Origin of the sequence: Endozoicomonas sp. ISHI1 (assembly GCF_024606225.1) — a bacterium.
Classification (GTDB): Bacteria; Pseudomonadota; Gammaproteobacteria; order Pseudomonadales; family Endozoicomonadaceae; genus Endozoicomonas_A.
Genome location: NZ_JAGRPU010000025.1, coordinates 35,719 through 50,913 on the forward strand (window position 1 = coordinate 35,719; position 15,195 = coordinate 50,913).

Sequence of the window (15,195 nt, forward strand, 5' to 3'; positions counted from 1 at the left end):
GGCCCGATGAATGGTCGCTGAATTCCGTAGAAAGCTCGACAGTTAGCCCTACACACTCAATGATTGCAGAGGCAGTCTGTACAACTGCCCCTACCGTATCACTTAATGATGATGTGCCAATGAACGGGAATTTGCCTCCCACCTATGATGACTTGACTATAATCGACGGCTTGCTCAGGCTGCATAATTATCGCCTTCCAGAAGAAAGCGGGGCTTCCTTAACACTTATCCGTTTCAAAATCCCAAAGGGGCTTCACCTTCGGATTGTCTTCCTTACGGAGAGGCAGCCCGATGCCAAAAAAAACTGTCAAATCACAAGAGAAGAGAGCACAACGGACAACAAACCTGTGTCGAGACATTAGGCATTGAAGATGGCAAGTATCAGCCATGCGGGAAGGTCTTCAAGAATGCCAGAACCCTGTCAGTTCGCAAAAGCAGATACCACACCGGGCCAAGAACCTTTGATATGACAATAATCGGGGAGGGTGTGCAGCTGCAGCAGTGCGGGAAGGTCTGTAAGAATGCTAAAGCCCACTGGGAGCACAAAAGAAGACATAGAAAACGCAAGCCGGTTGATGTGGACCAGGATGATAACCACAACCCTTGATCTGGCACCCTTTTCATAAAGTTATGCCTGTTGCAGCCTTTGGGGTTTAAAGGAGATTTTTTAACAGAAGTTCTCGGAAAGAAAAGCACGCTTATTTTTTTAAACTATCCTTCTTCTCTGTAAACCAGAACGCAAGGATAGAATCATTAAGCACTCACTCTTTGCGGGACTGATGTTGATGTTGCAGTTGCCGTTACTGACGTTGTCTCTCGTCTGTCAGGGTGAACCGCTGACAAGACGACTTGTTTTAGAGCTTGAACAGAAAACAGTTTTTCCAAACCAGAGTTTTTCTATAAGGACTGACCGCCATACATCGCCTGGAAATCCGTCAGGTATTACTAACAAAAACGGCTATGCAGGATCGAATCCTTCGCCTGAAAAAAAACAACAAAGACCTCATATTTACGAGTTAAAAACAACCATTATTGAATTGATTTCATGGAAGTTGCTTTATTCCACTAACCTGATGGTTGATTTAAAACCAATCCTGACAACCAACGATCCCCCCCTAAGCTCCACCTCTTATCCATGGCTATCCATAGAAGTGGTTGTCGCTGTTGGTTTACTTTTGAAAAGCTATTGGAACCCCGATTCACCCTTGTTTAAGCCGATTCAACAACAAGAGACGAGTCAAAATCACCCCTATTCCATCATTACTATGGTGTTGGGCTCTGGAGATAACCAAACACCATACCAGTCACCAAAATCATCGAGGCAGCGTGCAACAGGGGCTACCACCCAGTCTGCAAGTTCTCTCTCTATCCACCTTTATTCTGGCTCTGGCGGCAGTAACGGAGGCTCTCAACAACACTCACATACTTTGGGTTTTAATTGTTTCGCCCATCCCTGTCATGGCGTTTGTCAATTCCGACCATCATCCGATAGCGTAGAGTCCGTTGAACCACCGCTGAATTCCCTACAAAGCCCATCTTTCGAAAAATTGGATGATCTCTCTGACATTGAACTCCGCTGTGTGTGCGGCGTACCATATCTGCAACAGCCACATGACATTGTTGGCAGCAGATTCATTAGCAGCAACTTTATAAACCGGGTCGCCTCATACAGGATCTCTCCAGACGAAGACTCCACAGACGAAGACTCCACAGACGAAGACTCCACAGACGAAGACTCCACAGACGAAGACTCCACAGACGAAGACTCCTCAGACGAAGACTCTACAGACAATGACTCTTCAGATGAGGAATCCCATGGCTCAATGAATGCAGTGGCCACCTTCAAAACTTATCTTAACGAGCAGCGACTAACCTGTGACTTTACAGTGATCGGTAGGGATGGTCAGCCACGTCTATGCGGGATTATCTCCAAGAGTGCCAAAGCCCTGTCGGTTCACAAAAGCAGATATCACACCGGGCAAAGAATCTGTGACGAGACAGTAATCGGGGGAGATGGCCAGCAGCGACCATGCGGGGAGGTCTGCAAAAATGCTAAAAGTCTTTCAGATCACAGAAGCAAATATCACACCGGTCAAAAAACCTGTGACTTGACAGTGATCGGGGAAGACGGCCAATCACGTCCATGCGAAAAAGTCTTTAAAAATGCCAGAAGCCTTTCAAATCACAAAAGAAAAGACCACAGCATGCAACAAGCCTGTCACTTGACAGTAATCGGGGACGACGGCCAATCACGTCCATGCACGACAGTTTGCAAGAATGCTTTATCTCTATCAGCTCACAGAGCCAGATATCACAGCGGACAGAGAGCCTGCGTCGAAACAGTGGTCTCAGAGGATGGCCGGCTGCGAGTTTGCGGGAAGATCTGCAAGAATGCTCAAGCTCTGTCGGATCACAAAAGAGGAAGCCACTCAGGACAAAAAACCTGTGCTGTCACAGTGGTCGGAGAGGATGGCCAGCAGCGACCCTGCGGGATGGTGTGCAAGAATGCCAAAGTCCTGACAGATCACAAAAGGATAGACCACACGGGGCAAAAAACCTGCGATGTAACACTAGTCGGAGGAGATGGCCAGAAGCGACCATGCGGGATGGTCTATAAGAATGCTAAAGCCCTATCGGATCACAAAAGTAAAGGCCACACCGGGCAAAAAACCTGTGACGTGACTTTGGTCGGTGAGGATGGCAATTCGCGGCCATGCGAGACGGTCTGTAAAAATGCCAGAGCCCTGTCGGCTCACAAAAGAAGAAAACATACCCGGCAACAAACCTGTAACATGACCGTGGTCGGAGAGGATGGTCAGCTGCAGCCATGCGGGACGGTCTTCAAGAATTCCAGAGTCCTGTCAGATCACAAAAGATTACATCGCAAACGTAAGCCTTAGATGGATAGAATTTTTAAACACTCACTCTTTGTAGCACTGCTGTTGTTGCTAATGTCGCTGCCTGTCATCTGCCAGGCCAAACCGTTGACAGGACGATTTATTGTCGAGCCTGAAAAGAGAGCAGTTTTTCCAAACCAGAGCTTTTTTAAGAAGCTTGGCCTGCATACCTTGCCGTATAACCCGTCAGACGTTGCCGACACATACGACCATGCAGGATCATATTCACCGCCTGATGACAAACAACACAACCCGGATAGTTATCGAGAAAGAACGACCCTTATTGAGTGGATTTCGTGGCAATGGCTCTTCGCCTCTCGCCTGCTCGTGGGTTACGAACGGATCCTGATCCCCCAAGACGGCTCTTTGAGCCCCGCCCCTTATTCATGGCTACCCAGGGAAGTAGTTGCAGTTGTTGCTGTCGCCTGGCTTTTAAAAAGCTATTGGAACCACAATCCCCCCCTGTTTAAACCGATTGAAGAACAAAAGACTACATCTATGCTGACACAGTGGGATTATCCATTTGTTACCTTCACAATGATGTTGGACTCCGGACATAACCAACAACCAAACTCGTCATCAGAATCATCGGGGCAAAATACCCCACGTGCAACAACTCACCCTGCAAGTTCTTTCACTAGCCTCCTGCGTTCTGGCTCTGCCGGCGGTAACGGAGGCCCCCAAACACACACACATAATTTAGGTTTAAATTGTTTCGTTTTTCCCTGTAATGGCGTTTGTAGTTTCAGATCATCAACCGACAGCAGAGAACCCACTGAATGGTCACTGAATTCCTCAGAAAGCTCATGCCACCATTCGGCGCATGGACTCTGCCTTGGTTGCACTGCTAATTTGAATCCTTCAGACACTGAAGGCCCTCAACAAAGTCCACCTTTCGATATGTTGGATTATCTCTTTGACATTGAAATTCAATGCGTTTCTGACCAACCATTACAACGACAGTCGCATGGCATTGTTGGCAACACAGTCACTAACAGCAACTCTATAGACGGGATCTTCTCAGACAAGACTTCCTCAGATTCAGTGAGTACAGGGGCAACCTGTAAAACCGGCACTACCGGGCAACTAAGCTGTGACGTGATCATTGTCGGAGAGGATAACCGGACGCGTCGATGCGGAAAAATGTGCAAGAGTACCAAAGCCCTCTCGGCTCACAGAAGCAGATATCATACCGGGCAAAAAATCTGTAACGAGATAGTAACCAGAGAAGATAGCCAACCGCATTACTGCGGGACGCTTTGTAAAAATGCTAAAGTCCTGTCGGATCACAGAAGAAGAAGCCACGCCGTACAACGGATCTGTGACGAGACTGTGATTGGGGAGGATGGCCAGCAGATACCTTGCAGAATGGTCTGCAAGAGTGCCGAAAGCCTGTCAGATCACAAAAGAAAAGACCACAGCGCGCAAAAAGCCTGTGACTTGATAGTGATCGGGGAAGATGGCAAACCACGTCCATGCGAAACAGTCTGCAAGAATGCTTTATCCCTGTCGACTCATAGAAGCAGATACCACACCGGGCAAAAAATCTGTGACGTAACGGTGGTCTCAGAGGATGGCCAGCTGCGAGCATGCGGGAAGATCTGCAAGAATAATCAAGCCCTGTCAGATCACAAAAGAAGAGACCACAGCACGCAAAAAACCTGTGGCTTGACAGTGATCGGGGAGGATGGCAAACCACTTCCATGCGGAAGAGTCTGTAAGAATGATTTATCTCTATCGTCTCACAAAAGCAAATACCACACCGGGCAAAAGACCTGTAACTTACCAGTAGTCTCGGAAGATGGCCAACTGCGAGCATGCAGGAAGATCTGCAAGAATGCCCAAGCCCTGTCGGATCACAAAAGAAGAGACCACTCAGGGCAACAAACCTGCGATGTAACAGTGGTCGGGGTGGATGGCCAGCCGCGACCATGCGGGACGGTCTGTAAGACTGCCGTTGCCCTGTCGAATCACAAAAGAAAAAGCCACACCAAGCAACCAACTTGCGCACTGGAAGTAGTCGGGGGGGATAGCCAGCCGCCGCCATGCGAGAAGGTTTACAAGAATGATCAAGCTTTGGAAAACCACAAAAGAAGACATAGAAAGCGCAAGTATGCCTATGTGAACCAGTGATGATGGCCTCTGTAGAGGGACAATTTCGTAACGAATCTTGATATAAAAGGAAGAGTGAGTACTCGCCATATCATCAAGCTCCATGCCACTGCGGGAGAAGAAGCGCTTGAGACGTTTACGCCCGGAGTCGATCTCGGTACCGCGCCCCATAGTTCGGGCAATACGGGACAGGTTGACTGACCCCAAGAGGATGATGGCTTTAGTCCTCAATAGGGTAAAGTCAATAGTTTGCGTTCCAGCCTTTTCATGGACGCTGCCCAGCGTGCAACCATCGGTTTTTAAAAGAAGTTTTTAAAAGAAAAACACTCTTATTTTCTTAATCTATCCTTCCTCTCTGTAAACATGAACGCAAGTATAGAACGATTAAACACTCTCTCTTTATAGCACTGCTGATATTGCTGCTACTAACGTGTTACTTCGTCTGCCAGGCTCACCCATTAACAAGCCGATTTGTTGTCGAGCTTGACCAGAAAACAGGTTCTCCAAACCAGAGCTTTTCTATAAAGCCTGACCAACATAAATTGCCCTGTAACCCGCCAGATGTTGTCGACACAGACGGCTATTCAAAATCAGCCTCGCTGCCTGAAAATAAGCGACATAAACTTTACAGTTACGGGGTAAAAACAACCATTATCGTATCGATTTCATGGCAGTTGCTTTTCGCCACCCACCTGCTGGTGGGTCACAAACTAATCTTGACTGCCAAAGATACCCCTCTATGCCCCTCCTCCTATTCGTGGCTACTTGTAGAAATGGTTGTCATAGTCGGCTGGCTCTTAAAAAACTATTGGCCCCCGGATTCACCGCTCTTTAATCTGATTGAAGAACAAGTGACAACACCTATTCTGACAAAGTGGGATCATGCGGCCATCACCATCATGTTAAACTCTGCAGCTAACCAACAGTCGCAACAGCCATCAGAATCATCGGGGCTTCAGGCCCCAAAGACAACCCCCTCCCTTATAAGCTCTTTCACTGGCCAACTGTATTCTGACTCTGGCGACGGTAACGAAGGCCCTCAACAACAGTCACATACTTTGGGTTTAAATTGTTTCGTCTTTCCATGCAACGGGGTTTGTAGTTTCAGACCGTCACCCGACAGCATAGAGCTCGCTGAATGGTCACTGAATTCCTTAGAAAGCTCATGCCCCCATCTCGCGTATGGACAATGTCTTCGTTGCATTGCTAATTTCGACCCTTCAGACACTGAAGATTCTCAACAAATGCCTTTCGATATGTTGGATTATCTCTTTGGTATGGAACGCCAGTCTGCTTTTGGCGAATTATTTGAGTCACAGTCGCATGGCATTGATGACAACCCGGCCAATCGCCGCAACGCTGTATGCGGAACGGCCTCAGACGGGGTCGCCTCAGACGGGGTCGCCTCAGACGGGGTTGCCTCAGACTCAATGAGTACAGAGACAACCTGTTCAACTGCACCTACCGGGCAACTAATCTGCGACACAACAGTGATCGGCAAGAATGGCCAGCCGCAACGATCCGGAACCGTCTGCGAGAATGCCACAGTCCTGGCGTTTCACAAAATGCCTGCCCACGGCGGGCAAAAAACCTGTGACATGATAGTGATCGGAAAGGATGGTCAACCTCGGCCATGCGGAGCAGTCTTCATAAGTACCAGAACCCTGTCGGTTCACAAAAGAAACATTCACTCAGGGCAAAAAGTCTGTGATGTAACAGTGGTCGGGGATGATGGCAAGCCGCGGCCATGCGGTAAGGTCTTTAAGGGCTCACAGGCCATATCGGATCACAAAAGAAGAAGCCACACCGGGCCACAAGCCTGTGACATGATTGTGGTCGGGGAGGATCACCAGCGGCGGCCATGCGGGATGATCTGCAAGAATATTCGAGCCCTGTCGGATCACAAAAGAAGACATCGAAAACGCAAGCTTTTGGATGAGAGGCGAAAGGATAACCCGAATCCTTAACGTAAAGTGAATAGATATAGATGCAACCTTTTGAAGGGACTTTGCCCGGATGCCCCTATTTGTGTTTTGACAGAAAAACATACTTATTTTCTTGGTCTATCCTTCCTTTCTGTCAACCATAAAACAAGGAAAGAATTATTAAACACTCACTCTTTGCGATACTGATAATGTTGCTGCTATCTTCGCTGTCTGTCGCTTGTCGGGCTCAAACGTTGACTGAACGTTATGTTGTCGAGTTTGAAAAGAATGGTGTTTCTCCAAACCAGAGATTTTTTAGAAAGCGTGAACGACATATACTGTCGGACAACCCGTCAGACATTATCGACACAAACGGCTATACAGGATCCGTTTCGGTTTCTGATACCAAACGACAGAAACCTTACGGTTACACATTAAAAACGACTATTATTAAATCAATTTCGTGGCAATGGCTTTACGCCACTCAACTATTGGTTGGTTTCGAACTGACCCTGACCATCAGAGACAGCCACCTGAATTCCGGCCCTTATTCATGGATACCTGCAGAAGTTGTGGTCGCTGTCGGCTGGCTTCTAAAAAGCTATTGGAGCTTCTATTTTCCGCTTTTAAACCCGATCGAACAACAAGAGGCATCTATAACGACACAAGGGAAGCAACTGTTTGCGGCGATCACTATGGTGTTGGGCTCTGGGCATAACCAAACACCATACCAGTCATCAAAATCTTCGGAGCAGCAAGCCCAACAAGCCCCTTCCCACCTCACAGGCTCTTTCATTAGTCTCCTGGATTCTGACGCTGGCGATGGTGACAGAGGCTCTCAACAACACAAACATACTTTGGGTTTAAATTGTTTCGTCCACCCCTGTAATGGTGTTTGCAATTTACGACAATCGTCTAATAGAAAAAGAGACACTGTGTCTCTCTTCGAGCAGTCCGATACACTGATAGCGACTTCAGGAACAAAGACAGAAATAGAAACCACCCAACCGGGAGCAATACCCATACAAAGCTCATGCACCGATTTAAAGAATGAAAACTGCCTAAGCTGCATAAGCCATTTTGAGCCTGACAAAGCTACACATTCCCCAGACATTTCACTTTTCGAACCATCGAATGAACTGCAATTCTCATTCAGGTCAGACCCGCTATTTGAACCAAAGTCGTGCACCATTAATGACGACCCAGGCAAGGGCGGCATATATAGAGACGGGGTCGCCTTAGACGGGGTCGCCTTAGACGGGGTCGGCTCAAACCCATTAAGTACAGAGGCCGCCAACATAACTGACACTGTCTGGCCACTTAATGAGGATGAGCCAATGTCTGGGAATTGGTCTTCCATCGCTAATGATTTTGCGGATATTAGTGGGTCACTCGATTCGCGCTGTCTTCTCGAAAAAGCCGCTTTTATCCTCTCACTTAACCATTCAGAAACACAACACACAACCACTCAATCATCTCTATCGAGTCAGAGCCAACCATCGCTTTCCCTGACAGCCGCAATGCAGGTCTCAAACAACAGTGGGCAACTAACCTGTGACTATACAGTGGTCGGAGAGCATGGCCAGCCACAACTTTGCGAAAAGGTCTGCAAGAGTGCCAAAGCCCTGTCGGATGACAAAAGCAGAGTCCACACCACACCAAAAACCTGTGACTTAAAAGTGCCCGGGGAGAATGGCCAGCCGCGGCCATGCGGGATGGTCTTCAAGAATGCTCAACTTCTTTCAAATCACAAAAGAAAAGATCACACCGGGCCAAGAATCTGTGATGTGATAGTGATCGGAAAGGATGGTCACCCGCAGCGATGCGGGGCGGTCTGTAAGAATGTTTCAGCTCTGTCGTCTCACAAAAGCGGACGCCATACAGGGCAACGAACCTGTAACATGATCGTGGTCGGTGAGGATGGCATAGCGCAGCCATGCGGGAGGATTTACAAGAATGCTCAGCTTCTGTCGGCTCACAAGGGCGGATACCACACTGGGAAAAAAACCTGCAACCTGACAGTGGTCGGTGAAGATGACCAACAACGACCATGCGGGACGGTCTGCAAGAATGCTCAATCTCTGTCATCTCATAAAACACAAATCCACACCGGACCAAAAATCTGTGACGTGACCATAGTCGGGGAGAATGGCCATCAGAGGTCATGTGGGAAGTTCTGCGAGAATCTCAGAGTCCTGGTGAATCACAAAAGAACACATCGAAAACGCAAGCCTGACGATGTCGACCAGAATCGTGCACTTCGATTTCTAAAGAATAAAAAGAACAAGTAAAACCCGCCCTGTCATGAGGCTTTGTCTGGTAATTCCTCTAGCAGCCTGTCGGACTTAAGGCTGTCCTACTGCGGTTGCAATAAATTGGTCTAAAAATTCCTGCTTCTTCGTCAAATAGCTCGCTATTCTCCTCAGAAGCAGAAATTTTTATCCTCAATTTCTTGCAATCCTCGCTACGGACGCTTAAGTCCGACAGGCTGCTAGTTTTTAACAGAAAATCTTTGACAGAGAAACACACTTATTTTCTTGATCTATCCTTCGTCTCTATCAACTGGAACGCGCGGCTATAATTATTAAACATTCACTCTTTGCGGCACTGCTTTTGCTGACATGTCCTGTCGCCTGTCAGACCGAACCGTTGACAGGACATTATATTGTCGAGCTTGAACAAACTAGAATATTTCCAAACCAGAGCTTTTTTGTAAAGCGTGTTGGAAACCCTTCAGACACTACCAACACAAAAGACTATGCAGGACCAGATTCATCGCCTGATGACAAACCCCGCAGATCTTGGGGCCACGGAGTAGAAACGACCATTATTGAAGCGATTTCCTGGCAATCGGTTTACGCCACTGGCCTGCTGACCCTGACTATCAAAGACGCTCCTCCGGGTGCCGCCGCTTATTCATGGTTACCATTGGAAGTGCTTGTCGATATCATCTGGCTTTTAAAAAGCCACTTAAACATAAAATCATCGTCGTTTGATCTGATCGAACAACAAGAAGCCAGTCAGGATGACCCGTTTGCAACCATCACTATGGTTCTTGGCTCAGGACATAGTCAACAATCATACCAACCATCAAAATCATCAGGTCAGCATGCCACGGAAGCCGCGGCCGATCCTGCAGACTCTTTCGTTAGCCGTCTGTATTCTGGCTCTGGAAGCGGTAACGGGAATCCCCAACAACACCTGCATACTTTGGGTTTAGATTGTTTCATCCATCCCTGTCGTGGCGTTTGTCAATTCCGCCCATCATCAGATAGCAGAGAGCCCTCTGAGCGGCCGTTAGACTCCGGAAAAAGCTCATGTCCCCATTTGGTCAATGGACACTGCTTTAGATGCATGGGTCATTTTGATCCTGTATACATTACATACCCAATGAATGCTGACGCTGACTATACAACTGATGCTGCCGACCAACTCAATTATAATGTGAATTTTCTCTCCAACGCCGTTGGTGTTTCGACCATCAATGAGCTAATCCTTCCACAAAGTCTTCCCGAAGAAGTCGGAATTTGCGATACGCTCGGCCAGTTAACCTCCCTGTTTGAGACTTCAGAAACACATCAAACAACGATAGAATCATCCCAATTGGGTCAGAGTTCATCTCATCTTTACCATACAGTCACAGAACAAGCCCTGTCGGATCACAAGCTTAAATTCCACAGCGGGCAACTGAGCTGTGAGAAAACAGTGATCGGTAAGAATGGTCAGCAACAGTTATGCGGGAAGGTCTGCAAGAGTTATAAAGCCCTTTGGGAACACAAAAAAAGAGCCCACACCGGGCCACAAACCTGTGACGGAATAGTGGTCAGTGAGGATGGCCAGCAGCCATGCGGCATGGTCTGCAAGAACGCTCAAGCCCTGGTAGAACACAAACGCAAATTCCACAGCGGGCAGCGACCAACCTGTGAGGCAACAGTGGTCGGGAAGGATGGTCAACAGCACTCATGCGGGAAGGTCTTCAACAACAGCAGAGCCCTGTGGGACCACAAAAGAAGAGCCCACACAGGACCACAAGCCTGTAACGAAACAGTGGTCGGCGGGGATGGCCAGCAGCAGCCATGCGGCAAGGTCTGCAAGAATACTCAAGCTCTGTTTGATCACAAACGCCTATTCCACAACAAGCATCAGCCAACCTGTGAGGCGACATTGGTCGGGGAAAATGGTCAGCAGCAGTCATGCGGGAAGGTCTGCAAGAATAATAGAGCCCTGTGGCATCACAAAAGAATAGCCCACAGCGGGCCACAAACCTGTGACTTGACAGTGGTCAGGGAGAATGGCCAGCAACAGCCATGCGGGAAGGTCTGCAAGAATGCTCAAGCTCTGTCGCTTCACAAAAGAAAATCGCATTCCAGGCACAAAAGCAACGCTCACTGCGAGCAACAAACCTGTAACGCGACTCTGGTCGGGGAGGACGGCCAACTGCAGCCATGCAGACAGCTATGCAACAGTGCCACAGCTCTGTCGAAACACAAAAGAAGACACCGAAAGCGGAAGCCTGTTGATGTAGATCAGGATAATCACCTCAGCCGTAATTGACGGAAATACGGACTTATTTTATTGATCTATCCTTCCTCTCTATAAACCAGAACGCAGGGCTAGAATTATCCAATACTCACTCTTTGCGGCAGTGTTGTTGCTGAAATTCTCTGTCACCTGTCAGGCCAAACCGTTAACAGAATGTTTTTTTGTTGAGCTTCAAAAAAATGCGGATTATCCAGACCAGAGCTTTTCTTTAAAGCGTGATCGGCGCACATTTCCAGACATTGCCGACACAAACACTTATCCAGGATCAGCTTCACCATTTGATGACAAACAACAAAGATCGTGCAGTTTCGTGGTAAAAATACCCCCTGCTGAATCGATTTCGCGGCATTTACCATACGCCACTGATCTGCTCGTTGGTTACAAACTAATCCTGACCAACAGAGACGCTCTTCTCGATCTCAACCCTTATTCATGGATACCTATAGAAGTGATTGCCGCTGTGTACTGGCTTTTAAAAAACTATTGGAACCCCAGCTCACCGCCGTTTAACCCAATTGAACAAAAAGAGGCGAATCAGGATCATCCGTTTGCCATCGTAACTATGATGCTTGGCTCTGGAGATGGACAACAATCACACCGGCCATCAGAATCATCCAGGCAGCAAACCCATAAAGCCAACACCCATACTGCTGGCTCTTTCAACAGACCACTGAATACTGACTATGGCGCCGGTAACGATGGTCCTCAGCAAGATCTGCATTCTTTGGATTTAAATTGTTTCGTCTTCCCCTGTTATGGCGTTTGCTGTTTCCGACCATCATCTGATAGCAGAAAGCACGATGAATCGCCGCTGAGCTGGGTACAAAGCTCATGTCGCCATTTAGCGAGAGGACAATGCATTAGTTGCATAGACTATTTTGATCTTTCAAGCGAAAGAAACTACTCGCTTTTCAATGCATTGAATGGCCTCCCTGCCACTCAGCTACAATGCGACTCTGACCAACCATCCAAGACACAGACGAGCAGCTGTGATAGTAGCCCGGAATGTCACTGCAACCTTGCATATATAACGAGCGCAGAGGCTGCCTGTGCAGCTAACATTTCCGGGCAACCGACCTGTGACGTTACCGTGATTCAAAAGAATGGCCAACAACGACCATGCGGGAAGGTCTGCAAAAATGCTAAAGCGCTGTCCGTCCACAGAAGCATGGCCCACAGTGGGAAAAAAACCTGTGGCGTATCCGTGGTCAGGGAAGACGGTCTGCTGCGGCCATGCGGTCAGGTCTGCAAGAACGCTTGCGCACTGTCGGATCACAAAAGAAAAGAGCACACCGGACAACAAACCTGTGATGTCATATTAGTCGGGGAGAATGGCCAGCCGCGTCCATGCGGAATTGTCCTAAAGAATGCTCTATCTCTGTCTAGTCACAAGAGCAAGGTTCACAGCGGTCAACGAGCCTGTAGCATGACCGTGGTTGGCGAGAATGGCCAGCCACGACCATGCGGGACGACCTGGAAGAATGTTCTGGACCTGTTGAGTCACAAAAGACGCACCCACAGCAATAAACAAGCCTGTGAAGTAACCGTCATCGGGAAGGATGGCCTGCAGCGGCCATGCGGGAAAATCTGCAGTAATACTCAAGCCCTGTACGATCACAAAAAAACTCATCGAAAACGCAAGGCTCTTGATCTGGATCGGAATGATGGCCTCAGTTCTAAATAACGGAAAAACACGGTTATTATCATGATCTATCTTTTCTCTCTGTAGGCCAGGATGCAAGGATATAATTATTAAGCACTCACTCTTTGCGATATTTTTACTACTACTGCCGTTTGTTATCTGTCGGGGCGAACCGTTGACAGAACGTTATATTGTCGAGCTCGAACAGACCAACCAGCACTTTTATACAGAGCGTGACTGGCAAAAACTGACGCACGACGCGTCAGACATCGCCGAAGCAAACAGCTATGCAGGAACACATTTCTCCCTTGATGATAAACCACACAGACCTGGCGACTATGGAGTAAAAACGACCATAATTGAATCAACTTTGTGGCAATGGCTTTATACTACCCATCTGCGGGTTGGTTACAAACTGATCCTGACCGGCAAAGACTCTCCTCTAAGCCCCGGCCCTTATTCATCGTTACCTGTAGAAGTGATTGTTGCTGTCGGTTGGGTTTTAAAAAGCTATTTGAACCTTGATTCACTTCTGTTTGGCCTGATTCAACAATTAGAGACAGCATCCACGCAGGCGCAGGAAGGCAAACCGGATTTGGCCATCACTATGATGTTTGGCTCTGGACATCATCGGACACTACCACCATCAGAACCATCCGGCCAGAGACCATCAGGGGCAACCACCCACCCTAAAGCCTCTTTCAACAGCCCACTGAATACTGACTATGGCGACGACAAAAGAGGCCCTCAAGAAGACTTGCATACTCTGGATTTAAATTGTTTTGTCTATCCCTGTCGTGGCATTTGTATACTCAGACAATCATCCGATAGTAGTTGGCTTGCTGAATCGTCACTAAATTCCGGACAAAGCTCATGCCCCCATTTGACGAATGCGCAGTGTCTTCGTTGCATTGGCTATTTTGATCCTCTAAACGCCAGCGATTCCTCGCCTTTAAAAACATTGGATGATTTCCCTGCCAATCAACTTCAATGCGTATTTGACCGACTGGTTTATCCACAGCCGCAAGGCATTGATAGCAACCCTGCCTATGGCAGGAACTTTTCAGACGGGGTCGCCTTAGACGGGGTCGCCTTAGACGGGGTCGCCTCAAAATCAATGGATGCCGGGGCAGACTATAAAACTGAAGCTGTCGGGCAAGCGGCCTGTAAGTTGATTGTGATTGGAGAGCATGGCCAGAGACGACCATGCGAGATTGTTTGCAAGAGTGCTACAGCTTTGTCGGTTCACATAAGAAAAGATCACAGCGGGCAACAAACCTGTGATGTGCCTCTGGTTGGAGAGGATGGCCAGCCACGACCATGCGGAAAAGTCTACAAGAATGCTTTGGTCCTGTCGTCTCATAAAAGTAAAGTCCACAGCGGGCTAAAAGCCTGTGACGTGAGCGTGATCGGGGAGGATGGCCGACTGCAGCCATGCGGGACGGTCTGCCAGAATGCGCTAGCCCTGAGGAATCACAAAGGCAGACTCCATACCGGGCAACAAACCTGTGACATGCTGGTGGTCGGTAACGATGGCCAGTCAGGGCCATGCGGGGAGGTTCTCAGGAATGCTATAGAACTGACTTACCACAAAAACAGAGTCCACTCTAGCCAGCAAATCTGTGGTGTGATGTTGATCGCGAAGGATGGCCAGCAACAACCATGCGGAAAGGTCTGCAAGAATAGCTGGAGGCTGTCGGATCACAAAAGAAAAGAGCACAGCGGACAAAAAACCTGTGACATGATCGTAGTCGGAGAGGATGGTCAGCAGCGGCCATGCGGGAAGCTTTGCAAGAGTTCCAAGGCTCTGACGGATCACAAAAGAAACATCCACGGCGGGCAAAAAACCTGTGACGAGATAATGCTCGGGGAGGATGGCCAGCCACAGCCATGCGGGAAGGTCTGCCAGAATCATCAAGCTCTGTCGAATCACAAAAAAAGACATCGAAAACGCAAACTTGCTGATGCGGCCAAGTACAATGACCTCAGTTCTAAATGACAGAAAAGCTCAATTATATTCTTGATCTATCCTTCCTCTCTGTAAATCAGAAGGCAAGAACACAATTATTAAACACTC

At 48.1% G+C, this 15,195-nt stretch carries 9 protein-coding genes; all 9 read left to right on the plus strand.

The window, feature by feature from the left end:
- Positions 1-466 precede the first annotated feature (466 nt).
- The 9 genes from KBW69_RS15680 (at position 467) to KBW69_RS15720 (ending at position 15,117) form a co-directional block, all read left to right on the plus strand.
- The gene (locus KBW69_RS15680; RefSeq protein WP_257255157.1) at positions 467-607 is read left to right on the plus strand and encodes a hypothetical protein; all 141 of its coding nucleotides are present in this window, start codon (positions 467-469) and stop codon (positions 605-607) included.
- A 178-nt stretch (positions 608-785) separates the two neighbouring features.
- On the plus strand, positions 786-2,900 hold the full coding sequence (locus KBW69_RS15685) for a hypothetical protein (RefSeq protein ID WP_257281459.1): 2,115 nt from the start codon (positions 786-788) through the stop codon (positions 2,898-2,900).
- Positions 2,901-5,030 carry a hypothetical protein gene (locus tag KBW69_RS15690; protein WP_257281460.1) on the plus strand — a complete coding sequence of 710 codons (2,130 nt, stop codon included), beginning with the start codon at positions 2,901-2,903 and terminating at the stop codon, positions 5,028-5,030.
- Positions 5,031-5,084: 54 nt separating this feature from the next.
- Positions 5,085-5,210 carry a hypothetical protein gene (locus KBW69_RS15695; protein ID WP_257281461.1) on the plus strand — a complete coding sequence of 42 codons (126 nt, stop codon included), beginning with the start codon at positions 5,085-5,087 and terminating at the stop codon, positions 5,208-5,210.
- A gap of 215 nt (positions 5,211-5,425) precedes the next feature.
- Entirely contained in the window at positions 5,426-6,976 is a 1,551-nt protein-coding gene (locus KBW69_RS15700; RefSeq protein ID WP_257281462.1) for a hypothetical protein, read from the plus strand.
- Between the two features lie 212 nt (positions 6,977-7,188).
- Positions 7,189-9,225, plus strand: coding sequence for a hypothetical protein (locus KBW69_RS15705; RefSeq protein ID WP_257275367.1), 2,037 nt, complete (start codon positions 7,189-7,191; stop codon positions 9,223-9,225).
- A gap of 358 nt (positions 9,226-9,583) precedes the next feature.
- Entirely contained in the window at positions 9,584-11,488 is a 1,905-nt protein-coding gene (locus KBW69_RS15710; RefSeq protein WP_257281463.1) for a hypothetical protein, read from the plus strand.
- 97 nt (positions 11,489-11,585) lie between these two features.
- Complete coding sequence (locus KBW69_RS15715; protein ID WP_257281464.1) at positions 11,586-13,160, plus strand: hypothetical protein; 1,575 nt, start codon at positions 11,586-11,588, stop codon at positions 13,158-13,160.
- Positions 13,161-13,293: 133 nt separating this feature from the next.
- The gene (locus KBW69_RS15720; protein WP_257276157.1) at positions 13,294-15,117 is read left to right on the plus strand and encodes a hypothetical protein; all 1,824 of its coding nucleotides are present in this window, start codon (positions 13,294-13,296) and stop codon (positions 15,115-15,117) included.
- Positions 15,118-15,195 lie beyond the last annotated feature (78 nt).

Coding starts and splice junctions, on each gene's coding strand:
- KBW69_RS15680 (WP_257255157.1), top strand. CDS start 467: ATGACAATAATCGGGGAGGGTGTGCAGCTGCAGCAGTGCGGGAAGGTC.
- KBW69_RS15685 (WP_257281459.1), top strand. CDS start 786: ATGTTGCAGTTGCCGTTACTGACGTTGTCTCTCGTCTGTCAGGGTGAA.
- KBW69_RS15690 (WP_257281460.1), top strand. CDS start 2,901: ATGGATAGAATTTTTAAACACTCACTCTTTGTAGCACTGCTGTTGTTG.